Genomic DNA, 24299 nt, shown 5'->3' on the forward strand with positions numbered 1-24299 from the left:
CTTTCACGTATCCTAAGCTGCAATAGAAATAAACGAAAGAAGTTACCTGTGAAAGCCGATCAAAAACACACTCCTGATGCATTAGTATGCATTCACTTTAAAAACAACAATTTAAAACAATAGTAATTAGAAAACCATACTTTTACCTACACTAACCAAAAAAGCTAACTCATTGATAGAAAAGAAACCTTAGTTCTCTACCTCGAATTCCAATTAGTTGCTTTTTGTATGCATCTGCAAAATTTCAAGTTACAAACTAAAGTATTCTACAAACCTAAAACCGTGGCACCCTATATCCTCGAAACAAAAAAAGAGGGCCTTAATCTGCCCCTCTCAAATCTATATGTTCTGCCTTTCCGCGACTTGTGCTTTTATCCAGTTCTGAATATCACTTTCAACCCAAGCAACTGAGCGACGGCTCAAACGTACTTGCTTTGGGAACCGACATTCTCTTATGCCCCTGTAGATAGCAGAGCGACTCAAAGTCGTCATTTCAATCACAGCTTCTAATTTTATTAACTTAATTTTATTCATGTCATGTCTTACCTGAATATTGATGTTCACGGTAATGACATCTATCTAAAACATTTTGGATGACGCCGCCAACTCCTTGCCGCATTATCTATCGCTAAAAAAATGAAACCCTTCCAACCAATATGACTGAAAGGGCTTTTTCATTAGTTAATGAGCATAACGATACCAACAACTACGACCACTACCCCAAACAAGATTGGTAATAGTATTAAGTAGCTTTCATGAGCTGTGCGTATTTCTGAATAGTTGCGGGGCAGACTTAAATTTACCTACTTTGTTTACTTCATTATGGAAAGAAGCACATTCTTCACTAGGTAGTCTGCGTCAATAAAGAAACTGACAACACTTGTATGACTCACAGGCTAGTAGTGCGTCCTGACTGTCTAATTTGCGCGTAGTGGGATTGAATTAAATGATCTGGAATCACTTTCTGGTGCGTCCCGTCCCATACTTGATGCCATGGACTACCATCACGGTGTGTTAGGTCCATCAACTGTGGTCCAGTTAAATGACCAAGTTGAGAAACAACATCCTTCACGATAGATTCGCTTTCAGCATCTAGAACCACATCACCCTGTTCAGTAATAACGTCCACTCCGTACGACTTAAAACGAAAATACACTGATGGCACTAATGGACCAAACCTCCAAGCAAATACGTCATCAATCACTAAAGGCCGTTGAAAATGCGCTAAAGACAAACCATGGCATACGTAAGTGAGTTTCTCTAGCTGCAAATTGGAGAAACATTTGCCTTGCTCATACGCATGCTTAAGCAAGCTCAATGAAACATCTACTGCGCTATATGTATGATAAATTTCATTGTTTTTATTTAATATCGTCTAAAATATTCACTAATATCGACTAAGGGCACTCGCTGCTCTTATATTAATCGACATTCTTTAGGCCAGACCACTCCAGCAGTGGATCCCTCCTCGATTACAAACGGTACAATCCACAACTTCAACTTGTTATCACCACTAGTATTGAAGTCGAAACTCTGCTCTATGGCTGTCTCAAAACCATCGTGTGCGGGATAGATCAGAAACACCTCCCTTTCATCTGCACTATCATCGAAATAGTGTTGTCCATAGGCAAACATCTGATAAAAATCGCTTTGCGATAGACCGTACTTATCGGAACCGTTGTCTTTTGTCTGGTCTACTAGCTTCCACTTAGTATCCAAAACACTCACAACACATCCACCCTTTTCAAGCAACAAGTCGGGCTGTAACTTAAACCAACTCGCTTGTTTATGTTCCACCAAGCTTTTACGTTTAACCTGATTTTTCACAACAAAATCATCAGGCACCTGCTGACGTAAAACCTTAGCTACATAGTCTTCGAATACTCGTTCCATTGGAAACAGAAGAGAGATAGCTTGGTTGCTCCCTTTCATTGTCTGAGGTGAAAACCCGTTGAGTATTAACGTAGCCCAAGCAATGGGAGTGTGGTAGTGACTCATTCCCCTATCTAACCTTAATCTCGATAGATCACTTTTATAGTCTCGGCTTAAAGGAACTTCTTCGAAAATAAAAAAGAGTTCCTGTAATTGCTTCTTGTGCTTAGGGCTACGGGAAAGCTTGGCAACAATATTCAATGCAGAATGGAGCAGCCTATTAGCAGGTCGATCAACCAGATACTCTTGATATTCGCAATAGAACTTGTGTTTGGTGACCAAGTTGTTACGCAATTGTCCTGCGGAAACGAGCTTACCTTTCTGATAGGCAAGGTTGTCCACTGTCTGCACATAATCACTTTTCAAGCCCTTCTTAACAAGGTTAAGGACTGAATTAATAAATTGACCAATAAACACTTCAAGCAGAGGCATTTTCTCTTCATGAATTAACGCGCTAGACGTTTGAACATGTGAAAAACCTTTAAGAGCGCGAAGCATGACCAATAATGACTTTCTAGCGAGTGTCGGGTTAGACGACGTTCGACCAACTTTAGGCAACACTTCGATATGAGTACCATCGGGAGTAAAGATCACTCCCGCATGATTACGCACCTGTAGTGCTTCACTCCCTGATTTTTTACAAAGCCGGAACAGCTTATTGTCTTCTTTCGAGCCTAACGCTATCTGCTTTAGAAAAACGAAGGCAGAGGGCGCGATAGGCTCTACATGATTCACTTCTCTACATACATCGCTAGACTCACTGACCAAATAAGAAAACTCAAACAGGGAGATCTCTTTGTTAGTTCTCATCCATCACCTGTGCGGCAAGCACCTCAGTCAACTGCGGCTTGTAGATAGCAAGATAGCACTCACCATTGGTCCATATATCATCGTTTTGATCGGCTAAAGTATAACGATACTCGTCTGACGCGTACCCATCGGGTTCATACTGGTTGCCGAACAGCCTTTGGTACTCAACTTTTTCTCGACGCACAAATTGCAAGGCTTGCAGTTCTTTTCGATCACTACCGAGCTTTTGATTATCCCCTAGCACGAGACGGATCTTGCTCCAGTTATCATGAAAATACTCTTGAAGCAAAGGAACGATTTTACCGATAAAAGCCTTGGCGAGGTTTGATAGCGCCTCATCATGATTCCCAGCTTTGGCAGCATTATAGGTTGGAAAGAAGAAGGCATGTCCTAGCGTATGTTCCCTGTCGTATAAGGCTTCGATACGGTCATTAAGCGACTTCAATAACTCACCGAGATCAATATACTGATTATTACCAATATCGATTAAACCATCGGACTCAAACAAGCGGATATCTGGCATCATTTCGATGAACTCGAAACGTCTGCGTAACGCTGTATCCATCAAGGCGATAGAGCGGTCAGCTGTATTCATTGTGCCGATGATATCGACATTCGAAGGCACGCTAAATGGTCTACCGCTATAGGCAAGATTGACAGACATAGGGTGAGCACCATCTTTGCGTTTGTCGGTCTCCACTAGTGAGATCAGCTCGCCGAAAATCTTCGAGATGTTGCCACGGTTAATTTCATCAATAAACATGGCGTATTGAGAGTCTGGATCTTGCTCTGCTCTACGGCATAGCTTTAGAAACTCTCCGGGCTCAACAGAATAATGTACGTTTCCCTCACCATCCGTGGAGGCTCTAAGCCCTTCAATGAACTCTTCGTAACCGTAGGACTGATGAAACGTGGTGGAGGAAAAGCGTTTCACAACCGTTCCGGGTGGTGGCCCTTGCTCTAACTCTTTATGTAGAACCTGTAGTTCATCCACCAGCTCCAATTTGTCATCGAGAAGGTGCCAAACTGAATCACTGGTTTTATCAAACACCGCAGGTTCACCACGGCCTTTGTAATTAACGGTTGTCGAATTCGATACAGTGAACTTCTGTAAGTAACTCCATGCAGTCTGGCTTAAATTCCCATCTCGATTATTCACCTTTGCTTTAGTCTGGAAGTATTTACTGGCAACGATATCAGATACTTTCGCCTTTTTGCCTAAACTAAGAAGTGACAGCACTAACACTTGCATCCAATTCAGTGGAGCAATTTTTTCTTGTAGCCAAAGATATGCATCAACACCTTCTGTCTGACCTTTATACTTGGCTTGAAGTTGCTGTAGTTTGTAAGTTTTACCCGTACCCGGAGGCCCAAAAAGAATCACATTCTGAGAGCTTGAGGTTATCTCCTTTTCCACTCTGTACTCCTCTCCATCTTCTTGTATCTGATCCATGTCTTCAGTTTTTTTGTGTCGTTTAGTTGCCCATTCGTATAAATTCCACAGATGAATATTTCTCGTATGTACATCCCAGTCATGTGGAATCAAGGTGTTCACTACCTCAACTAGCTTTTGATTATCAATGATCCAGTTACCTGTTGGTTTAATAGATAATTGAAACTGTTTTTTAAGACAGTCGATAACGGTGCTTAAATAATCTCTGCCAGCGATACTGGTATACTGCTCTGGAGATGCAGCACCAAATAACCTATGAATGACAGTCCACAGTACACGATCAAACTCACCGTCCGTACGCCAATTTTTTAGAGTACTTTCATAAGTCTCTTTCGCGGGGGACTTAATAATTTTTTCCGTCAGCTTTTGCAAATAGCTAACGTTATTGCTTAGCTCTCGTTTGTACATAAAGCCCTGCCCAACACTCGCAATACCGTTGGATTTCTCATACCAGAGCTTATGTACATTCTCCTCTGATACCGTTTTTCCTTCTTTTATCTGCTTAGCCAACTGACAGGTATCTTGATAGTCTTTATACCAACCATTGGGGTTAAAGTGACTTTGTTTATCCCAAGATAGCAATTGCGTTAATGAATGGTTGTTCTTGCCAGAATCCCATAACTCCGCCAATATCTCTTCATATTCATTTTTAACCAGAATACCTGATGTTTGGGGACTCCACTGTTGCTCTGGCATCGCTGAGTTAAGAAGTAACATAGGCAATAAACCCTCTTCGCAGGAGTGGCGAATGTCTTCTAGTTCAAATTGAATATAGGCTGTCTGCTTTTCTGGATTTTTCCAACCTGAATCCAAGTAACTTTCTTTTGTCACCTTACCTCTAGCGATAATTCCTCTAGGCTCAGTACCTAAGCGGATTAAGTAAACTACATCACCAATCTTGGGCTTCTTACTGTGACAAGACCAACGGACTTCATCTCCGACTTCGTAATCCAACTTACCGCTTTCGTTCCCATCGCCACCTGTAATGAAATGCTTTGGGTTCCACGTTAATAAATACTCTGACATTTTCATACCCACAAAAAAGCACGCTCAATGGCGTGCTTATATAATTATCAATTATGCTTTCGCTGCGCGTTTTTTGGCAGCTTCCGCTTTCTTAGCTGCTTTGGCTAACGCTTCAGCTTCCTCTCGGGCCTTAGCAATACGCTCAAGCAGTTTATCGGCGGACTCATCGTTTGGATCTTGCGGCACTAGCTCACCACGAAAGGCTTTAGCAAGAATACTTTGCGTAAGGTTATCCACCTTTGCTTGGGCTTTTTTCACCTGCGCTTCGATTGTTTCAGCAAATGCGAAGTATTGGTCAACTAGGCGGACGATTTCTTTTTGCTCACTTAAAGACGGCAAGCCCAAGCAAATCTTAACCATGCGTTTGAGCCCCAAATCGCGATTGGCTACACCATGAGTATAGTTCTGAGACTGGGCGTAACCAATCGGTGAATTAAAGAATAAACTTAAGTACTCGGGCATTATTATTTCTTCTGATGTGACTCTAAGGACTGCAACGTGAACCCAAACATTAAACTCGTGTGTATGCTTGTTCACGCACGAAACGCCCGTAGTCCCTCCCTTTGTTAGCAGTACATCGTTAAATTCAGGTTTACATCTAACACTTAACTCCTCGTGCAACTCTTGAGATATGTATTTGGAAGACGAAAAATCAATACCTTTTATAGTGATATTGCGACCACTGATGAACTCAATTCCATCATCAACATACTTAGGACTGTAATGAGGTCCATCCTTAACAAACTTGGTTAGTTGATCTACGGACGTTAACAGCCAAGTTGCAGGCAAATCACCTACAAATTCACTCTCATTATCAGTAGGGAGATAAGGGGTTGGGCACTTTGCTTTCCAGCTCTCATTTTTAGGCGTTTTTCCTTTCGCCAGAAAATCTTTTCTTTTTTCAGATTCCCATCCAGACACAAACGCATCCTCGATATCACTAAGGGAAACCTGTTGACTATTGTCAACACGCCACTCCTCCGTCAACTTACCCGATACAGCTGAAGTCAGTACCGACTGGCGGAAGCGCTTGAGTATATTCGGGATACTATCTAAACGCGCTTTTATGGTGTCGACCTGTGCCAATGCTTCATCGAGTTTTTCTACGATGCGTTTTTGTTCTGGCTCTGGTGGTAAAAGTATTGCCTGCTTATAAGCGTCCTCTCGATTCAGTCCCGGTATAGCGGTCGAGCGATTTAGCTTGGTCAGTGGAAGCTTTTTAAGTTGATAATACCAATATTTAATGGAGCCACTTGGAATGTCATCCACAAAGTAAGTTGTATCTATTGGTGAAAAGGGCGTATCACTAATATGTACCTCACCGAAAGAACCTTTTCGACCGACAACCAAACCACCCGTGCTTACTAAAGGGGTTGAGTGCTTGCCAACAACTCCATTTGAACCATATACGGGGAAGCCATCTCCATCCCTAGTCTTCGCAGGTAAGGATTTTCCATACTTTAGTTCAATTACTTCGCCTAATTGGATTTTCTTCCATCCTGTTGGCAAATCATTCATCACTCAATCTCCGACTTTTCTGCCAAGCCAAATGCTTCTTCAAGCAACTGCTTTTGCCCTTCAGCTTCGTCGTGTGCGCCTAGCGCTTGCATTAATTGGTAGATCTCAGACATCGCTTCAGTGAGCTCCGCCATCGCTTCACCAGCTAATACTTCTGGTTCTGGTAAGTTTTCAGCGCTGGTAGCTTCTAGGTCTTTAAGCCATGAAATATTTAGGCTATCGCTTTTAGTGTCGCGAATGTATTCACGATTAAACTTCTTCCAACGAGCGTTTTCCGATGTATTTTCAGCGTCACTCTCAACTTCACCAAGCTGTTGCCACACACCTTCGTTACGCGGTGATTGACCGTTAGCATCACTACCATAAGCTTCAATAAAAGATGCGAAGTGTTTTTCAGTCAATGGACGTCGTTTACCAAAAGTATTCATATTGGTACGCATGTCGTACACCCATGTACTGGTCGTGCAGTTTTCTTCTTGGTCTTTGTTTTCTGGCGTGCCTTTTTGGAAGAACAGTACGTTGGTCTTCACCCCTTGGGCGTAAAAAATCCCTGTAGGTAAACGCAGGATGGTGTGAAGGTTACACTTGTTCATTAGGTCCGCTCGAACCTTTTGCCCCACACCTGCCTCAAACAAGACGTTATCTGGAAGTACGACAGCGGCACGACCACCCGGCTTTAAATGACGATAAATGTGCTGCAAAAACGCCAGTTGCTTATTACTGGTTTCATAGGTCAAATCATCACGAGTTGGACCACCGCCACCTTTAGATGTGCCAAACGGCGGGTTAGAAAGAATCAGGTTCACTTTCGGTAGTTGTGCCCCTTCGCCACTTAGGGTATTACCTTGATGAATAGCACCTTCGCCCTCACCTTCAATACCGTGCAATAGACAGTTCATCAAAGCTAAGCGGCGCGTAGAAGGAACTAGCTCCATGCCGTTATAAGCTTTGCGCTTTTGAAAATCTTGCTCTTTTTCACCTAAGTCATAAAGATCATCAGTTTTATCTTTAATAAACTCATGAGCAGCAATTAAGAAGCCAGCCGTACCTGCTGCGGGATCTTGAATAGTTTCGCCTGCTTGTGGGTTCATCAACTTAACGATAGCGTCGATCAATGGACGCGGGGTGAAGTATTGACCTGCACCCGATTTGGTTTCATTAGCATTCTTCTCTAACAAGCCTTCATACAAGTCACCTAGACCATCTTCACGTGCTGAGAACCAATCAAGTTCATCAATACGCTTCACTAATTGACTAAGGTGCTTAGGCTCTTTAAGGCTTGTTTGTGCACCTGCATAAATTGCAGCAAGCAATGGATCATGGTGTTTACCCAGATCAAGCAGCATTTGACGGTAGTTATCATACTGTTTAATACCGGTCTGAGTTGCGATATCCGACCAACGACACCCTTCAGGCAATACATGTTGAGTAATTCCGGCTTCCGCTTGTTCGGTTTCCATTTTTATGAACAACAACAACACTAATTCAGTGACGTAGTCCGTGTAAGTAATACCGTCATCACGTAGTACGTCACACAGTTTCCAAAGTTTTTGTACGATTTCATTGTTGTTCATTTTGCTTTTTCCTAGCGGGTGCACAGCTTGTTTTATGTAAACGAGCTGGCAAAATACAAATAAAAATAATTAGGCTGAGTGTATCACTCAGCCTTTAAATTAGCTTTGGCCTTATGGTCGTTCATGTACTGATTGACGACAATACCACCAGCACCGTCCTAGAGCGGAATGCAGTTTTTGTTAACCTTGTTGCTGCCAAATGTGCTCATTTAGTGCAGCTAAAACTTGCTCTAGCTGCCCATTCAAACGCTTATCTAACCCCATAGAGCCACCATCTTGAGCAAAACTTCGATTAATATCATCCGTTTGTAAGACAATTTCTTTCTTAAGTTGCTTGGCAATGCGATCCAGCCATTTAAGCTGAGGCTTAGTCCATGAATGCATGGCATAGATACTATCCATTGCCATATCTATACGTCGCTCATAAGGCATTAACGCTTCACCTAGCGCTGCCCTGCGTATGTGACCCACTATCGACGCAGCAATATCGCGATTCGTTGTCTTCTTCCATGCGCTTTGTAAATCGGCTTCTTTAAAATCTTGGTTATCCAGTAAGATACGAATCTCTTTTAACTGAGCACGAGTCAGCTCTTTGGGCTTACTCACAACGGCATTAAGAGCGGCATTACTGTTAAGATTATCTTTAATGAAGCGCTCAAAGGCGGTGAGATAATCCTCTGGTTTACTGTAAGCAGAAAAGTTCTGCTCTCGAATGATAAACTCATCCTCATGATCAGAAATAATGTATTTCTCACCACCATTTAGCATCCCTCGCACACTCTCAACTCGCTTAGCTAAACTACTGTGCTGCTTTAGCATTTGTGCTGCTTGCTTAGGTCCAGCTTGGTGCAGTTGCTGGTGGATTTTATCAGCAGGACATCCCCACTCTTGTTCAATACTCTCCAGCTCTTGTTTCAGAATTGGGTCTTTTTCTGCTCGCGTCTGCGCCTTGCGCATAACACGCATGACCTTTTGGCTTAGTTCATCAAGAGCATCTTCTGCAAAGCTGCGTCCTTCTTCACTGCCAGCTAAATCAAGATTACGCTCGTCAGACACTTCATCAATCAATTGCTCAATTGTAATATTCGGCCTTTTAACCACGGGCTTCATGGTGTTCACTTGCTCTAACGAGGCATACAGGTCAACCGGGTCAAAAATTCTAAATACGGTTTTACCAATTTCGTCACAACGACGCGTAGCTCGACCTAACATTTGTTCGTACAAAATGCGCGACTTAACTCTGCGCATAAAGACAAGATTACAAATCTTAGGTACATCAATGCCTGTAGTCAGTAGATCGACCGTAATTGCTACATTGGGGAAAGTTTCGTTTTTAAACTTACGGATGGCTTGCTTCACTTTATCCGTGCTACCCGTGATTTTTTGCACGGCATGAGCAGGAATATCATCACCATGGATCTTCTGGAGGGTTTCTACCAGTAAGCGTTCTACTCTATCTGCGTGTTGATCGGTAACACAGAAGATCATGGTTTTCTCTTGGCTGGTTGGATCGATATCTTCAGCTAGAGCTTCACACACCGTACGATCAAAATTCTCGTTAATCACAGTGCGGTTGAAATTCTCAACATGAAAATCAAGCTCGTCCTCAAGCTCTACACTATTCACTTCTCCCGATAAGGTATCAACAACGTCGACTTGCTCACCTTGATTGAATTTTATACCCGCTTGGTTAAGCCTAGTTTTATAGGTGATTGGAGTTTCATGGTCGATAAGATAATCTTCAGCCACCGCCTCACGATACGAATAAGTGTAAACTGGGGGGCCAAAAATCTCTGCGGTATGCGCGGCTGGTGTGGCAGTTAAACCGATTTTTACGGCATCAAAGTAATCAAGCACACGACGGTAACTAGAACGATAAAGGTTAGGGTCTCGCGCTACTAACTCAGCTTCACCCAACTCTTGATCCAATGTATAACCACGGTGAGCTTCATCAACGATAATACAGTCGTATTGGTCAACGGGTAGGATCACCGCATTATCATTGTCGCTGTCTTTATCTTCAAACAAACGCTTCACCATGGCCTGCACGGTAGCAACATGTACGCGAGTCTCAGCCTCTGGCAACTTATCTGACATTTCTTTTATGTCATAGATATTGGACAAACGACGTTTTTGCTCTAAAGGTGTTTCATCGAAAGCTTCAGTCGCTTGATCACCTAGAGCAGAGCGGTCGACGAGAAATAAAATACGTTTAAATCTTTCCGTTTTCAGGAAGCGGTAAAGCAGGCCAATGATGGTACGAGTTTTACCTGTACCTGTAGCCATGGCTAATAAACTTTCACGTTTATTTTGAGCTAGTGCTTCTTCTACCGCGATAACAGCCTTTTTCTGATATGGTCTCAGACCAAGGTACTCAAACGGCTCAACAATCATCTCTTGCTGTGCTTTATGGTGATCTCGATGCAGTAAGTCCAGTAGCCCTGCGGGGCTCATAAAGCTCTGACAGGCACGTTTTGCATTAGATGCTAAACGACAATCACGGAACCATGTTCCGCTTTGCTCTTGCATTTGACGTAAGAAAGGCTTGCCATTACAAGCAAAGACAAAAGGTAGTTTATAGTTAGCTTCACCTTCACATCCTTGCCACGATTCGCTGCGTCCAGCCTCTATCCAAGCTGGCTTAATCTCGTCTTCAAGGTTAACGATACTTTGAGGATCAAACTCTCTGCTATAACGCTCTGCTTGAGCAATTGCGCCAGAAACGTTAAGGCGCTTTCTTTTCGCTTCAACGGCTGCAATAGGGATTAAGCCAACAAACAAGACATAATCAGCACGATGCTTCTGCCCCTGCATTTCCCACTCTGCAATTGCCATATTACGTCCTTTCTCAGGACGAACACCTTTACGGTAATCAAGAACAACTGAGTCAGCTTCCCACCCGGCATCTCGTAACTGCTGATCGATAATGAATCGAGTTTGGTCTTCCGTTAAGTCAAAGCGGCTATTTTTAAGTATCTCGACACGCTGCTTGAGCGTTTTAGCTTCTTCAGCTTCATCGAGGTTGGTCGGTTGTTCTTGGCTGCGCTCACGTAATTGGGTTTCTAATTCACGAATGCGAGCTTTGGCTTTCTCTACACTCATTGAATCATTGGCTTCTAATACGGATAGCTGCTGCTTGAATCCAACCAGAGATTTGAATTGACGGTGTGGTAGAGCAAGCTCAACTGATTGCTGCGCTTCCAACTGCTTAATTACTTCTTTTAGCCGCGCAATCTCTTTCTTGGATTGCTCGACCAATTCTGCTGTTTGCTCTTCAACTGGCGGAACATACTTTGGTGGTTGAAAATTAGCTTCACCTGTCTTAACTCGATAGTAAATCGTCGCAGCTTTATGAGAGATTTCTAAAGCGTGGCCTGCTGCAACCGGATTATTGTAATAACCATGCGCAGCTTTGTTGCCATGCTTTCTCAGTGCATGAAATATTGTTAATCGTTCATCATCTAAGAGTCCCCGATTTCCCAACTCTTTTAGCTGGTCAAAGGTTGATAAATTCGGAGCGAGCTTAACTAGCTCTGCGATAAAGCCAACGATCTCTTCGGAGAGTAAACGAACCTTAAACAAGGTAGTGTGAGGATCTTGGTGCAAATTGCGCTCAGCAGAAAGCGCAATCGCATACAAGGTGTCATTAACCCCTTGTAAAAAATCAAAGTTTGACGAAGCCATGAGTGTCCCTGAGCCAACTGAAACCTAGATGCAGTTTACATGATTTCATACTTATCCCATTCGTAATTTCATCATTACGTAAGAGAAAACTCACATTTCCCCTAAAAAGATAAAGTCTCCCTCAAGAGTAAAATACTCATGAACTGATTACCCGCCTAATGTTTAGACCTACCTAAAACAAATCCAAACAGATTCAGATATATATCATTGATAGGAATCCCCAACCACAGGAGCCCTCCTTATGTCCTATGACATTGTCTATGAGCAACTGGCGCTGCGTGTACCAAAAGAAGACGTTGTTCAGCAAGCCTGTATATTCTTCAAAGAACGTTTAAACCATACCGACATCCGAACCCCAAACGAACTCAAACAAGCCCTATACGAACGTTACAGACTTAGACTGCGAGCAGAAGACTTATTCATGCTCCATATACTTATTGGCTCTAGCAATCTCTTTGACACGGAGACAAACAAACGAGCACGTAGCTGGCAGTTCTGTGGTGTAAACACATTCAACCAACTACTCGTGAAATACGGTTGTGACTGGTCAGCAGCCGCTGAATCAGGAGATGTCAAACTCAATGGTCGCGATACCAAAGCAGAAAGTTGGATACGTGCATTACGTAACACACTGAATCTCGCTAAAGACTATGGCGTGATGCCGTATTGCCACACTCTAGAGATATGGCTTAAAGCGCCATTGGACACCTCGAAACAAACCCAACTAGATGAGTTAAAAACGCAGCTAAGTGATTTAGATGCAACTTGGAAAGAACGGCAACGATTTGATGACGATGGCTTTGATGTCTCAATAAAACCCAAGTCTGCTTTTGAGATGTGGCTCTTTCAGCAGCTCATCAATGGTTACCAAGGCAAGTGCTGGATAAATGGCTCAGAGCCGCCCTATCACGCTGTAAAGAAGCACTCTATCTAATACTCCACCCCGTTAACAAAACCGCTTAACAACCCAAAAACACGTTTATCCACCATCTATAGGCCATCTTTTAACAAGGTGGCCTTTTTTATTTTATTCGTAAAAAGGAAGCACTCATGCAAACAACACAACCAAACAGCTCATCCAAAGACCAACAGGATTCTTTACTCACATCAGAGGCAAAAAAAATTAAACCGATCACAGTACTTGTCCAATGGTCGGAATCTCGCGAGTTCACTGAAGAAACACTCTATGACTTTAATGAATTCGAAAAGAAAGCTCTGGAGGTTGCTAAACGCAATCCATTAGGCGGGTACGACAAAACAAAAGTAACCGTGACCTTTGACAATGAATATCAGCACGAATGCCGCTTAGATTTAGGCTGTGGTGGTAATGATCAGGGTTTTGCTGAACACTGTTTAAGTATGGCTCGTTATTACCGTCAGCATAAAGGGGATGTCGATAAGCCTTGGCTTTATGACAAACACCACCAGCAGTTAATCGAACTCATAAACACTTATGAATTGGACCACTCATTCGTAGACCTAGGGCGTATGCAAGTTAAACAGGTCGAGGAGCAAGCTAAAGCCGAAGAAGCTGCAAAAGAAGAAGCCAAACAACAGGAGCGGGAAAGAGCGTGGCGTGAACACCAACAAGCGGAGGAGGCGTTTCAAGAGACCTTAGAAGTACCACAATGGGCAAAGGGCGTGATTGTTGCCACACTCACGGACTATGACGCTGAAATCAGTGAGCCGTATGCAGGAGAGTTTCACACCAAAACATTAAAGACCATCATTCTCGCTTGGTCGAAACACTCTCGAAACCTATTCCCTGAGCTGCGTAAGGCATGTCTGAATCACCCTGAAACGGCTGTTCTTAACGATCCAGAGAAAAGCATTGAACACCGTGAACGCTTTGCCATGGGAGAAGGCTATTACCTAACTGACACCAAATATATTCGTTATGGATGGCAAATCAAGAAGCGAAACTTTTACAGAGAGGACAACAAAGCACGGTATGTGCCTTTAGGTGAGATCGCGATAGGCGAATAAAAGAAAGAGAGGCGATCAATTCGCCTCTTTCAATGTAGTCTTATTTTTTTTGCCATTATCAACGCCAAAGTCGCTTGGTGATCACAGTCAACTTGCAAGGTTTGAAACTAATTTCTGGACAAAAGCAAGTTAACGTAAATACTCTACAATCTAGCTTTCAGATAACTTCTCGTATCTCAAAAAGCAATCAAGCACCGCTTTCCGCAGTGCCTAAGATGGAAGATTCTGGACAATAACGAGCATCGTAACCATGCTTTGCTCAAAATTTTTATGCAAGTATTCAGTGAGTATCATTCTAGTTTGCTAGCTCAATTTCGTTACAGAACCTATAAACTATGTTTCCAGTGGAATAGTGGTATTAGTCATCTTAGCTATTAGCCCTCCAATTCGCTTGCGCATCTCACGTCTATCTACAATCATGTCGATAGCGCCATGCTCTAAAAGGAACTCACTTCGCTGAAAGCCTTGGGGTAACTTCTCACGAACGGTTTGCTCGATGACACGACGCCCAGCAAACCCAATAATTGCCTTTGGTTCCGCGATATTAATATCTCCCAGCATGGCTAGACTCGCTGACACACCACCCAATGTTTGGTCTGTTAATACAGATATATAAGGGAGACTTGCACTGGACAAACGATTTAACGCTGCGCTGGTTTTAGACATTTGCATTAACGACATCAGGGACTCTTGCATGCGAGCACCACCGCTGGCAGAAAAACAAACTAATCCACAATTTGCATCAATAGCAGCCTCAACCGCACGGACAAAACGAGCGCCGACAACAGAACCCATTGAGCCAGCCATAAAAGAAAACTCGAAAGCACAGGCAACAACAGGTAAGCCCAGCAACTTTCCTTCCATCACAACTAAGGCATCCTTTTCCCTTGTACTTTTCTGGGTTACAGCAAGGCGTTCCTTATAGCGTCTCAGATCTTTAAAGTTCAGTAAATCTTGTGGTTCATATTCACTGGCAATCTCAACGCGTTCGCCTTTATCCAGAAAGCTGTCTAAGCGGTGGCGTGCCGACATTCTCAAATGATGATTGCATTTAGGACACACCTCCAAATTTTCCTCAAGAGCCATGCGGTAGAGGATTTGGTCACATGAGGGACATTTAGTCCATACTCCTTCTGGGATCGACGCCTTGCGTGTACGGATTATATTCTTTTTATCTAATAGCTTTTCTAACCAACTCATGGGACACCTTTACCATACGACTTCAGTAATGGGTATTGTATAAGCCAGTTTCTGGTAATAAAGTATGGCTTATGGATTTAATAATCCAATATTATGGGATTAAACGAAATGTTAGATAAGATTGACCAGCAGTGGTTAAAAAGTTTTCATTGTGTCTACGAGAACAACAGCTTTAAACGTGCAGCGGAATTTCTAAGCTTGCCGACATCAAACGTCAGTCGCCATATCGCTTTGCTGGAAGAGCGATTGGATACACGACTATTTGACAGAACTACACGGCGAATTGCTCCGACAGATGCAGGAGAACATCTTTATTTACGAACACAGCCGCTGCTGGACAAACTTAATGATGCACTCGAGGAAGTGACCCTTCATTCTCATGAAGTAATAGGACAACTTAAAGTCCTAATGCCTGATTCTCCAGCTTTAGCCAAAGCAGTGGTTTCTTTTTGTACCCTGCATCCCTCAATTTCATTGTGCTGTGATACGAGCATTAGTCCCAAGGAAGATTTACTTGATGGGTTTGACGTCATTTTAAGTTTTCACAGAGGAAAGCTCGAAGACAACAGTTGGGTAGCTAAGGAAGTTAAACGTTGGCAAAGTGTTGTTGTAGCATCCCCTCAACTTCTACAGACCTCTCCCAGACCTTTTCAGATTACTGATTTGAAACACGTTCCTTGCATCAATAGTTTTACCGCATTAAATGGTACTCCTTGGGTTTTCAAAAACGTTAAAGGTGAGCTAATTACCCAGAAGGTGCAGTCCTCATTTAAAGTTAATAGTGGACATCTTGCCAAATCAGGTGCATTAGCTAGTTTGGGTTTCGCTATACTACCAATCGAATCCTGCCTTAATGAGATAGATGCTGGCTCTTTGGAAATCGTTGAACTGGAGTATGAACCTGAAGATCTAGTTTTGTATGTCTTTTATGCTTCCAGAAAACACTTGGCCAAAAAGATCCCGATGTTTATCGAACACTTACAGCACCAAGCAAACATAGATAAAGGTACATAGATACAAGAGTAGTTCTGATGACAGACTTTGTATTAGCCACCTCTTTTGGAATAAATGGCTAGCTATATGAATTGTTATGCAAAAGTACGGCTACTGGGTATAGGCCGTGCGATGCTCGGGAGTGTGAGTTTTCAGTCACGGCCTCTTAACTGGTAACTATGAGTAAAAGTACGGTGATTTCAATGGCACGAGATCCGCCACTGAGTAATTACGTTAACGCGCTTTGGGGCAGATCCGAGCTAACCACTGGGGCGGTTTGGTTGTGATCACCAGCGACTCTCTCCAGCCCTCTCTCATTCTAATGCCAGCAGCTTTCCCTCTTAAAACTAACAAGCCACCTACCCTCAGTAGGAACCAGCCATTCCCTTCATCCGTTTCCTCCTTAATCTATACTCTAAAACAAAAAAAATTCAGGCATATGTCATCAATGTGAAACCCCATCATTGAATCCGACAGGAGCCCGTAATGACTACCCCTAATTCTGATTACAAAAAACAACAGCGCTATCAAGAGAATGAAATCCTAGAGCATGCCGCTGAGATACTCGCGACACGCTATGTACGTGGTGATGCCTTAATTAGCCCAGATGCGACCAAAGAGTATGTACGCTGCAAACTCGGCAGCTATGAACGTGAAGTATTTGCTTTACTGCTACTGGATAACCAAAACCGACTGATTGAGTTTAAAGAGCTCTTTCATGGCACCGTCGATGCCGCCAGTGTCTACCCAAGAGAAGTAGTAAAAGCTGTGTTGGAAGTGAATGCAGCTGCGGTGATTATGGCTCACAACCACCCTTCAGGCGACTCTACCCCCTCACAAGCGGATAGACGTATCACCGAAAGACTCAAAGACGCTTTAGCGCTGGTGGATGTGCGCGTATTGGACCATATCGTAACAGGCGAAATCTGCACCTCATTTGCTGAGCGAGGCTGGTTATGATTGAACAACACTATGGTGATATCAGTATCAATGATGCACTGCTCTCGTCACTAGAAAGTCTTCTTACTGGTCACACACTACCTGAACAGGCTGAAAGACTGGTATTGAACTGCCGTCAAATGAGTTACTACCGCCATCGTCAAGGACTGCACCCTATAGAGATACAGCTCAAACGAGAGTCAATCTCAGAGCCTTGGGTCATCGTGTTCTTTGCGAGCTTTTCTTACCCTAATGACAACAGTACTAGCGTAGAGCCGGAGCTGTACTTTCATCTTGCTAATCGTTGGTTTTATCAACCCGATACAGGTACAGCGGATTTATCCCATCCAGAAGTGCAAGAGGTGCTCTCTGCTTGGGTGAATGCATTAACTCGCCACCTAAGCCGCAACGTCTTTGATAGCGTGCAACTCTCGCTAGTCAGCTCGTTTAACTAAATCCCTAACTACTTTCTGATTTATCCCTAAACAAGGAGGACTGTCGATGTCCCAATTAGCCTTTACGTCATTACCCCTACCTGTTTCTAAGAAGCTGTATGCGTTGCTTAATGCGCGTTACTCGGCTCATTTGCTTAACAATGAAACGCTCTCCACCAGCCGTCATGTGGTCTTTAACTTTCGTGATAAAACTTACAGTGCTGATGCTGGTGGCTTTCACCCTGTCGAAATTTCTATTTGCCAGTCTTCAAGAGAAGAATGGTGTATTGAGTACATCACAGACTTTGCTTATATGGGGAGCTACTACCCTGAGCTTGAGCGGAATTTGGATTTTGACTTTCGCGCTCGTCAATGCTTTGCCAGCTATCACGGTTGGTTTTCAATGAAAGATAACCGTAACGCTGTCGAGCTGTATCGATTGTGGGAGAGTAATTTTCTCGCATACGTCGAGATGGAGACATTCGACGATATTACTCTTACCCCGCAATAACTCATGACTTCCCTTCTTCTACAAACCATCAAACTTATCTCTGCCCTCATCACGTTACTTTCTCTTTCCCCTTTCTTTGGTGCCATAGGAACCCTAACGACTTTAGGCTTTCTGGTGGTACTGCTGATTGGGTTACTGGTAGCCATCTCAGAGCTGAGAGATAAAAACAACCATCGATAATGTTAATCGACTCACGCTTTCGCAAAGCCGATTGATGGCGCTTTAACCGTTGGACATTATGTGTCGAACCCACCTCTATTCTCCCGACATTAAATGTCCGACTCCAACATGGAGCGCTATGTATTGAGAGAGTAGTCATGAGCAATAAAACCAGCATTGAAGGCTTATCTGCTTTGCTGCACACGCTGATGCTTATTCCTCAACATCGATGGATCACCGTTAGGGAGTTGCAGCAGCAGTTAGCCCTAATCGATATCCACCGCACCACGCGCAGTATCAAACGTTATCTCGATGACATCATTGTGGAGGTGTTTAACGTAGAGTGCGATTCGATGAGCATGCCCCATGTTTACCGAAAAACATCCGAGCAATTACTGAAGCTAAATAAGCAAGAAATGCTCTATTGGCAACTGACCAACAAGTACTTACAGCCGCTTATTCCTGATGCGATGAATTATGGACAGGGTCGGTCCTCGGAGAGAGACAACCCCTTACGGGATAAGGCTTTAGCCATTTCAAAAGAACAACTTTGGCTAAGTAAAGTACACCTCAACCTGCCTAATACAAGAAGCTGGAGTAACAAGCAGCAACAAGTCTTAGGGTCAGTCCATGAAGCATTACTTAATAACCGAATGCTAAAGGTCTCTAGCCAAGCTTTGCAGCAAGAGCAAACGCTCATTGAACCACTGGGACTCTCGGTTCAGTTTGACGCGCTCTTGCTGCTCTTTCGGTTATCCGACCAACATCCAATACACACCGTTGCCTTACCACTCATCAATGAGGCCAGTGTATCGACATTTTCATTTACCTATCCCTCTGACTTCAATGTTGAGCAGTTCATGCTGGCTCACGAAGGAACAGGCTACCCAGAATTTCACTCACCAATGAGGAGAGTAAACCCATGACAAAAATAAAACATCGACTAAACCAATCGGTTCGATACGCAGTCACGATGGCCCTGTTTATAGGAGCAACAGGATGCACTGAACAGGAAGAATCTCCTGAAGCCGTTGCGGATATAGAAGTATCTATCTCCACCAACTCTCATTGGGGAAGCTTAGTCTTTGACCTACAAGCCATCACCAACAACACCGTCATCACCGACGTTGTGATTAACCGAGGTAATTGTCGTATTCCTGCTGGTACGGCCTCAGAGCTATCTAGAAACGTTTCATTGAAGTTCGGGGAAACCTACACGGGATACAGCAACAACTGCACTGTCGATAACGTGAAAGAAATTGAAGTCACTTCAACGGCTGGCACCTTTGTTTACACCTTCTAAACCGAAAGCAAAACAAAACAACTCATCTATTTTTCAACACCAATAAGGATCGAATATGAAAAAATCATACGTACTCATTGCGATTGCATTGAGCTCATCTCTAAGCGTTTCATCAATGGCAAACGCTGCGCTCGGTGGAACACCAAACATATCTAAGGAGCATCTGGAAAAACACTGGAATGGAAAACAAGGCCCTCAATCCACTCTTGTCGCTGGAGCGCTTCTACATTGGACAGCCGATGCGTGTGGAAAGCTTAACGGTCATATCTCCGATAAGAATAAGTGCTCATCTGAAGCTGAACAAACGTCTAACTACCCCCCAATTTTCTTTTTAAAATTATAGTGAGAATGACACCATGAAAAACATCACAAACACACTTGTTCTACTGACAACCCTAGCATCACCTTTTGTTTTAGCTCAAGGTGGTGGTTCGCTTGGAGGTAATCCATCGGTAGAAACGGGAGCGGTTAACGTCAGTGTAGGTAAATGCACTCAATACAAGTTGGATGTGAAAGCAGCCCTAAACGCAGGTAAACAGGCATCGTCGGTTGCGATACCTAAAGGCTGTGAAGCCATCAAAGAAAAGTAGTGCCACCAACAAAGGCTCAAAATGATATAATGGGGAGCGTGATTGCTCCCCATTCTTTTTTTTGCTTCTGTACATAAATACACTTGTATCTTATAGGCGGCACTCGTTACCTTGTACCTATAAATTAATGAAATAAAAGATGTATTTAAGTAGCCATCTAATTGAATTTTATCAAGCTTTAGAATTAAGCCTATATAAACTACTATCTATTTTAATGGTCATAGTAAGTTGCATACTCTGATGCATGGCAAGTATGGTAAGTCCTAAACTTTCATGAATTGAATTATCGTTAGAAGTGCCGAATGACGATAAACACGCATGCGCATTTACCGCTTGGCTTTGAGGCTCTAAACACAGAAAACTCGCTGGCCCTATGGGTTTATACACTTGCAGGTAATTACACGGACTAATAAGCGTTACTAATAACCCGTTACCGTGTTTTAATGTGGCTTTTACTCCTGATTTATCCAGACGGTAACCATTATTAAGCCATATTTCTGGAATAGGTTTTGCTCGTTCAAAACTGTACATAGGAGGGATAACGCTTGTATAGTCTATTGGTAGATAAGTCTCATCTTCTCGCCACCACCCAAGCGCAGGGAATTGCACACGCGTATCCGGTAAGCAATGAAAGAAAGGGTGGAAACCCGCCCCGAATGGAAAGGCTTCCTTGCTAAGATTGGTCACTGTCATGGTTACAATCAAGCTGTCTTGTTCAAGCTGAAAACGCTGCTTGGCTTGATAGTGACACACGCCTTTAATGTCTGATGTCATCGCTAATTCTAGCCATAACTCTTGTTGGTTCTGTCGACACAGTTGCCAATGGGTTAACCAGCCATCACCGTGTAAAAAGAAATCGGGATCTATTTGTGAATGAATAGGCAATGTTATTTGATGTCCTAGCCATTCAAAGCTATTACCTCTAATGCGGTTCACCATGGGTACCATAGGGAACATGCTGGCTTCTCCCGCATTATTTTCACTCAGCTTTGTTCGTGGTCTCAGAATATTGAAAGCATGTTCTTCACCTTGATTGCATTTATTGTTATGCGTGTATTGAAAGGCATCAATAACCCCACCCAACTCATTAATTATCAGTTTTAATGTGTCATTTTCGAGTGTGTGAATTGCCATAAATTAACCCTTCTACCGTTGTGATACCATGCTACTTGCTAATTAACCCGCAACCGGCTTAGAAGCTACTGTAAGTGGGTGATGGTTAGTTAAGTGATAGCGAGGTCACAGGGATTACTTAACACTTATTACTAAACGCTGATTCCTAAAGGTGCTTATTAATAGGGTTAATCATGCGGCCAATTGAGCGACTTTGATTAGGTGGTGACAAACAATGATGACCAATACCTTAGGGTTCAATGGCCAGAAGGGCCTTAACAACCAACAGGTGCGACAATATAACTGCCGTATCATCATGGAGTTGCTGTATAAAAACAAAGGGATGACCAAGTCACAACTAGCGCAGGCAACGCAGTTAAGCATTCCAGCAATCACCAAGATCATTGATGCATTAATCGATCAAGGTCGCGTTGAAAATACCGTGTCGCCAGAAGTAAGCAAGGGCAACTTTAAAGGCTTGTACAATGTATCGCGCCATCGCCCCGATACCATTTGTCTTAACGTGTCCCCGACTCGTATTCAGGCCGTCATGGTTGATAATCAAATTAACCCTTGCTCTGTGTTCATCAATCAAGCCATCGCCCCTGCTACGCCAGAGGCACTTATCGACGATATAGTTAATGTGATTGTTGCTTGTCGCCAAATAAACCGCACCACACCTTATCGGTTATCGATTGCAGTACATGGGCAAGTGGATACTCATGTTGGATCGTCAATGCGAATGCCACAAGCCCCATGGACACAATCCATAGAACTTAAATACATTCTCGAACAACGCTTACGTGTTGATGTGCTAGTTGATAATGATTGTGTAATGATGGCATTAGCAGAAAAATGGTTAGGTGGCCACAGCAGGCAAGATTTCTGTGTACTGAATATCGATTACGGGATCGGCTCTTCGTTCCTGATCAACAATAATATCTACCGCGGAAAAATGTTTGGTAGTGGACAAATCGGTCACACTAAAGTAGCAAATAACGGCATTATTTGCGGTTGTGGCCGAGAAGGGTGTTTAGAGACCGAAGCCAGTTCAAAAGCCTTGTGCGATCGCTACTCTCAACAATCTGCGTTACACAGTCAAAGTAAGGCGGATCATAAGAGTGAGATTACGCATTACCTGCAAACACTTGAGGCTATGATAGAAGAACAAGCTCTCGCGTTTGATGATTTTGTTCTGCGCTACCAACAAAACGATCCTATCGCATTAGATGTCGCTCAGCGCGCCGCAATAGTGCTTGGTCAAGCTTTATATAATTTTCTGATCACCCTGAACATCAATAAGATCATTCTGTACGGCAACACTTGTGCCTTGGGGCAACCTTGGTTGAATACGATCACAGATCAAACACTCACGAATCCGTTTGAAGATAAGAGTGCCCGCCGCCAAGATCAAACACTGGTGTCGTTTGGTCAGCTAAGCCAAATAGAACGAGTGATGGGAATGAGTTATTTATGGGTTGAACAGGAGCTAGATAGTTTGTTTCACGCATAAAAAAGATCACCTAACGGTGATCTTTTTAGTTATGGTTATTTGTATTGGTTATGCTTTTACTTCTTTGCCTAAATTAGCGGATTGAACCACCAACTCTTTCTCTAACTCTTCTAATGAACGACCTTTGGTTTCTGGCACGTGGCGATAGATGAAAACAAAGCCACAAGCACAAATAACACCGTACAGTAAGAAAGAACCCGATGCGCCGAGCCCTGCGTTAAGCAATGGGAAGGTATATGTGAGTGCGAAACACGCCACCCATAGTGCAAGCGTGCTAACCGACATGGCTGTACCACGTACTTTGTTCGGGAAGATTTCAGATAACAAAACCCAAGTCACTGGCGCTAAAGTCAGGGCGTAGATAGAAATAGCCACCAGCACTAATAACAACACAGGAAGCCCTAACATGCCGAATGCATAAGCTGCAGACATTAAGCCGTAAATAATGGTTAGGCCAAATGATCCGACAATCATTAATTTACGACGGCCAATTTTATCAACAAACGGAATTGCCAAAATCGTAAAGACTAGGTTGATTAATCCCGTGGCTACAATCGATTTCAAGGTGTCGTTAATGTCAAACCCAGCGGAAGCAAAAATCTCTTGGGCGTAGTTGAAAATCACGTTGATCCCACACCACTGTTGGAACGCTGCCAACACCACACCAATGATTAAAATGGGTTTTACATCTGGCTTTAACAACGCACTAAAAGGTAGCGAACGGGTTTCGGCTGACAGTGTACTTTCAATTTCTGCCACGGTGCGGCTAGCATAGCTTTCACTACCAATACGACGTAATGTGCCTTTAGCTTTTTTTGCCATTCCCATTTTCACTAACCAACGTGGCGATTCAGGCACCACAAACATCAGAAGTAAAAACGCGAGTGCTGGTACCAATTCTGCACCAAACATATAACGCCAACCCATTTGACCATTCCATGATTGTAAAATGTCAGCTTGTGCTGCGCCAGTTGCCACAGGTTCTGCAATCACCAAGTTAATGATTTGCGCCGCTAATACCCCGATAACAATGGTTAGCTGGTTAATCGCCACAAACTTACCACGTTTTTCCGCAGGTGCAATTTCGGCGATATACATAGGTGATAACGCTGAGGCTAAACCTATCCCTATCCCGCCAATAATACGAAAGACAATAAATGCATTAAAACTGCCTGCCATTGCGGTACCCCAAGCAGAAATCACAAACAAGAGTGCCGCTAAGATCAAAGGACGTTTACGCCCGTATTTATCAGAGACAGTACCAGCGATGAACGCCCCTGCCATACAACCCAGTAACGCTGAACTCATTGCCCAACCAGACAACGACGCACTAGTAATATTAAAATAGGCTTCATAGAAGGGCTTTGCCCCACCAATAACCACCCAGTCGTAACCAAATAACAACCCACCGCAGGCAGCAACTAGGCTGATGAGCCAAATATTTCTCATGTTAAGTTGATCGCTTGTCTTACTCATAATCAATCCTTGTAGAGGTACACGTTTATTCAAGTTATTGTTTTATAGTCATAGTCACCTCAGGCGATAGATCACCTGAGGTGAC

22 protein-coding genes are annotated in these 24299 nt (G+C 43.3%); 12 read left to right on the forward strand and 10 right to left on the reverse strand.

The features are described from left to right. Positions 1-339: 339 nt before the first annotated feature. From OCU36_RS11255 to hsdR, 7 genes are all read right to left on the reverse strand, one after another. Entirely contained in the window at positions 340-534 is a 195-nt protein-coding gene (locus tag OCU36_RS11255) for a helix-turn-helix transcriptional regulator (protein ID WP_017088307.1), read from the reverse strand. Between the two features lie 355 nt (positions 535-889). Next, positions 890-1318, reverse strand: a complete 429-nt coding sequence (locus OCU36_RS11260) for a Panacea domain-containing protein (RefSeq protein ID WP_261838084.1) — start codon at positions 1316-1318, stop codon at positions 890-892. 98 nt (positions 1319-1416) lie between these two features. Then, entirely contained in the window at positions 1417-2742 is a 1326-nt protein-coding gene (locus tag OCU36_RS11265; protein ID WP_261838085.1) for an McrC family protein, read from the reverse strand. Next, on the reverse strand, positions 2732-5221 hold the full coding sequence (locus OCU36_RS11270) for an McrB family protein (protein ID WP_261838086.1): 2490 nt from the start codon (positions 5219-5221) through the stop codon (positions 2732-2734). The genes OCU36_RS11265 and OCU36_RS11270 overlap by 11 nt, the downstream gene beginning before the upstream one ends. Before the next feature lie 51 nt (positions 5222-5272). After that, positions 5273-6739 carry a restriction endonuclease subunit S gene (locus tag OCU36_RS11275; protein ID WP_261838087.1) on the reverse strand — a complete coding sequence of 489 codons (1467 nt, stop codon included), beginning with the start codon at positions 6737-6739 and terminating at the stop codon, positions 5273-5275. After that, positions 6739-8313 (reverse strand): class I SAM-dependent DNA methyltransferase, encoded by a 1575-nt coding sequence (locus OCU36_RS11280; protein ID WP_261838088.1) that lies wholly within the window; start codon positions 8311-8313, stop codon positions 6739-6741. The genes OCU36_RS11275 and OCU36_RS11280 overlap by 1 nt, the downstream gene beginning before the upstream one ends. 180 nt (positions 8314-8493) lie before the next feature. After that, positions 8494-11997, reverse strand: coding sequence for a type I restriction-modification system endonuclease (hsdR, locus tag OCU36_RS11285; protein ID WP_261838089.1), 3504 nt, complete (start codon positions 11995-11997; stop codon positions 8494-8496). A 241-nt stretch (positions 11998-12238) separates the two neighbouring features. Between hsdR and OCU36_RS11290 the strand changes: the two genes are divergently transcribed. Continuing rightward, positions 12239-12931, forward strand: coding sequence for a hypothetical protein (locus tag OCU36_RS11290; RefSeq protein WP_261838090.1), 693 nt, complete (start codon positions 12239-12241; stop codon positions 12929-12931). A 116-nt stretch (positions 12932-13047) separates the two neighbouring features. Then, positions 13048-13983 (forward strand): LPD25 domain-containing protein, encoded by a 936-nt coding sequence (locus OCU36_RS11295; protein ID WP_261838091.1) that lies wholly within the window; start codon positions 13048-13050, stop codon positions 13981-13983. A gap of 333 nt (positions 13984-14316) precedes the next feature. Here OCU36_RS11295 and accD read toward each other — a convergent pair whose 3' ends face one another. Continuing rightward, positions 14317-15183, reverse strand: a complete 867-nt coding sequence (gene accD, locus OCU36_RS11300) for an acetyl-CoA carboxylase, carboxyltransferase subunit beta (RefSeq protein ID WP_029189428.1) — start codon at positions 15181-15183, stop codon at positions 14317-14319. A gap of 108 nt (positions 15184-15291) precedes the next feature. Here accD and OCU36_RS11305 point away from each other — a divergent pair, with 108 nt between their 5' ends. The 9 genes from OCU36_RS11305 (at position 15292) to OCU36_RS11345 (ending at position 20112) form a co-directional block, all read left to right on the forward strand. Then, the gene (locus tag OCU36_RS11305; protein ID WP_261838092.1) at positions 15292-16197 is read left to right on the forward strand and encodes a LysR family transcriptional regulator; all 906 of its coding nucleotides are present in this window, start codon (positions 15292-15294) and stop codon (positions 16195-16197) included. Between the two features lie 465 nt (positions 16198-16662). Next, positions 16663-17136, forward strand: a complete 474-nt coding sequence (gene radC / locus OCU36_RS11310; protein ID WP_261838093.1) for a RadC family protein — start codon at positions 16663-16665, stop codon at positions 17134-17136. After that, on the forward strand, positions 17133-17570 hold the full coding sequence (locus OCU36_RS11315; RefSeq protein ID WP_207897955.1) for a DUF2787 domain-containing protein: 438 nt from the start codon (positions 17133-17135) through the stop codon (positions 17568-17570). The genes radC and OCU36_RS11315 overlap by 4 nt, the downstream gene beginning before the upstream one ends. A 46-nt stretch (positions 17571-17616) precedes the next feature. Beyond that, positions 17617-18060, forward strand: a complete 444-nt coding sequence (locus tag OCU36_RS11320) for a DUF2787 domain-containing protein (protein WP_261838094.1) — start codon at positions 17617-17619, stop codon at positions 18058-18060. Between the two features lie 3 nt (positions 18061-18063). Beyond that, complete coding sequence (locus tag OCU36_RS11325; protein ID WP_004735711.1) at positions 18064-18240, forward strand: hypothetical protein; 177 nt, start codon at positions 18064-18066, stop codon at positions 18238-18240. Between the two features lie 137 nt (positions 18241-18377). Further along, entirely contained in the window at positions 18378-19145 is a 768-nt protein-coding gene (locus OCU36_RS11330) for a transcriptional regulator (protein WP_261838095.1), read from the forward strand. A 47-nt stretch (positions 19146-19192) separates the two neighbouring features. Beyond that, positions 19193-19522 carry a hypothetical protein gene (locus OCU36_RS11335; protein ID WP_226088531.1) on the forward strand — a complete coding sequence of 110 codons (330 nt, stop codon included), beginning with the start codon at positions 19193-19195 and terminating at the stop codon, positions 19520-19522. Positions 19523-19577: 55 nt separating this feature from the next. Then, positions 19578-19865 carry a hypothetical protein gene (locus OCU36_RS11340; protein WP_261838096.1) on the forward strand — a complete coding sequence of 96 codons (288 nt, stop codon included), beginning with the start codon at positions 19578-19580 and terminating at the stop codon, positions 19863-19865. A 13-nt stretch (positions 19866-19878) separates the two neighbouring features. After that, positions 19879-20112 carry a hypothetical protein gene (locus OCU36_RS11345; protein ID WP_261838097.1) on the forward strand — a complete coding sequence of 78 codons (234 nt, stop codon included), beginning with the start codon at positions 19879-19881 and terminating at the stop codon, positions 20110-20112. A 171-nt stretch (positions 20113-20283) separates the two neighbouring features. On the opposite strand, the gene OCU36_RS11350 is transcribed toward OCU36_RS11345, so the two are convergent. Continuing rightward, entirely contained in the window at positions 20284-21246 is a 963-nt protein-coding gene (locus tag OCU36_RS11350; RefSeq protein WP_132980893.1) for an aldose 1-epimerase, read from the reverse strand. Positions 21247-21460: 214 nt separating this feature from the next. On the opposite strand from OCU36_RS11350, the gene OCU36_RS11355 reads away from it, so the two are divergent. Further along, complete coding sequence (locus tag OCU36_RS11355) at positions 21461-22738, forward strand: ROK family transcriptional regulator (RefSeq protein WP_261838098.1); 1278 nt, start codon at positions 21461-21463, stop codon at positions 22736-22738. A gap of 48 nt (positions 22739-22786) precedes the next feature. Here the strand turns inward: OCU36_RS11355 and OCU36_RS11360 are convergent, their stop codons facing one another. Beyond that, complete coding sequence (locus OCU36_RS11360; RefSeq protein WP_132980895.1) at positions 22787-24214, reverse strand: sugar porter family MFS transporter; 1428 nt, start codon at positions 24212-24214, stop codon at positions 22787-22789. Positions 24215-24299: the final 85 nt, after the last annotated feature.

Source organism: Vibrio artabrorum, from assembly GCF_024347295.1.
Classification (GTDB): Bacteria; Pseudomonadota; Gammaproteobacteria; order Enterobacterales; family Vibrionaceae; genus Vibrio; species Vibrio artabrorum.

What these genes read in the sequence shown, in the direction of transcription:
- OCU36_RS11255 (WP_017088307.1), bottom strand. Translation starts at nt 534, where the DNA reads ATGAATAAAATTAAGTTAATAAAATTAGAAGCTGTGATTGAAATGACG.
- OCU36_RS11265 (WP_261838085.1), bottom strand. Translation starts at nt 2,742, where the DNA reads ATGAGAACTAACAAAGAGATCTCCCTGTTTGAGTTTTCTTATTTGGTC.
- OCU36_RS11270 (WP_261838086.1), bottom strand. Translation starts at nt 5,221, where the DNA reads ATGTCAGAGTATTTATTAACGTGGAACCCAAAGCATTTCATTACAGGT.
- OCU36_RS11275 (WP_261838087.1), bottom strand. Translation starts at nt 6,739, where the DNA reads ATGAATGATTTGCCAACAGGATGGAAGAAAATCCAATTAGGCGAAGTA.
- OCU36_RS11280 (WP_261838088.1), bottom strand. Translation starts at nt 8,313, where the DNA reads ATGAACAACAATGAAATCGTACAAAAACTTTGGAAACTGTGTGACGTA.
- hsdR (WP_261838089.1), bottom strand. Translation starts at nt 11,997, where the DNA reads ATGGCTTCGTCAAACTTTGATTTTTTACAAGGGGTTAATGACACCTTG.
- OCU36_RS11290 (WP_261838090.1), top strand. Translation starts at nt 12,239, where the DNA reads ATGTCCTATGACATTGTCTATGAGCAACTGGCGCTGCGTGTACCAAAA.
- OCU36_RS11295 (WP_261838091.1), top strand. Translation starts at nt 13,048, where the DNA reads ATGCAAACAACACAACCAAACAGCTCATCCAAAGACCAACAGGATTCT.
- accD (WP_029189428.1), bottom strand. Translation starts at nt 15,183, where the DNA reads ATGAGTTGGTTAGAAAAGCTATTAGATAAAAAGAATATAATCCGTACA.
- OCU36_RS11305 (WP_261838092.1), top strand. Translation starts at nt 15,292, where the DNA reads ATGTTAGATAAGATTGACCAGCAGTGGTTAAAAAGTTTTCATTGTGTC.
- radC (WP_261838093.1), top strand. Translation starts at nt 16,663, where the DNA reads ATGACTACCCCTAATTCTGATTACAAAAAACAACAGCGCTATCAAGAG.
- OCU36_RS11315 (WP_207897955.1), top strand. Translation starts at nt 17,133, where the DNA reads ATGATTGAACAACACTATGGTGATATCAGTATCAATGATGCACTGCTC.
- OCU36_RS11320 (WP_261838094.1), top strand. Translation starts at nt 17,617, where the DNA reads ATGTCCCAATTAGCCTTTACGTCATTACCCCTACCTGTTTCTAAGAAG.
- OCU36_RS11325 (WP_004735711.1), top strand. Translation starts at nt 18,064, where the DNA reads ATGACTTCCCTTCTTCTACAAACCATCAAACTTATCTCTGCCCTCATC.
- OCU36_RS11330 (WP_261838095.1), top strand. Translation starts at nt 18,378, where the DNA reads ATGAGCAATAAAACCAGCATTGAAGGCTTATCTGCTTTGCTGCACACG.
- OCU36_RS11335 (WP_226088531.1), top strand. Translation starts at nt 19,193, where the DNA reads ATGGCCCTGTTTATAGGAGCAACAGGATGCACTGAACAGGAAGAATCT.
- OCU36_RS11340 (WP_261838096.1), top strand. Translation starts at nt 19,578, where the DNA reads ATGAAAAAATCATACGTACTCATTGCGATTGCATTGAGCTCATCTCTA.
- OCU36_RS11345 (WP_261838097.1), top strand. Translation starts at nt 19,879, where the DNA reads ATGAAAAACATCACAAACACACTTGTTCTACTGACAACCCTAGCATCA.
- OCU36_RS11350 (WP_132980893.1), bottom strand. Translation starts at nt 21,246, where the DNA reads ATGGCAATTCACACACTCGAAAATGACACATTAAAACTGATAATTAAT.
- OCU36_RS11355 (WP_261838098.1), top strand. Translation starts at nt 21,461, where the DNA reads ATGATGACCAATACCTTAGGGTTCAATGGCCAGAAGGGCCTTAACAAC.
- OCU36_RS11360 (WP_132980895.1), bottom strand. Translation starts at nt 24,214, where the DNA reads ATGAGTAAGACAAGCGATCAACTTAACATGAGAAATATTTGGCTCATC.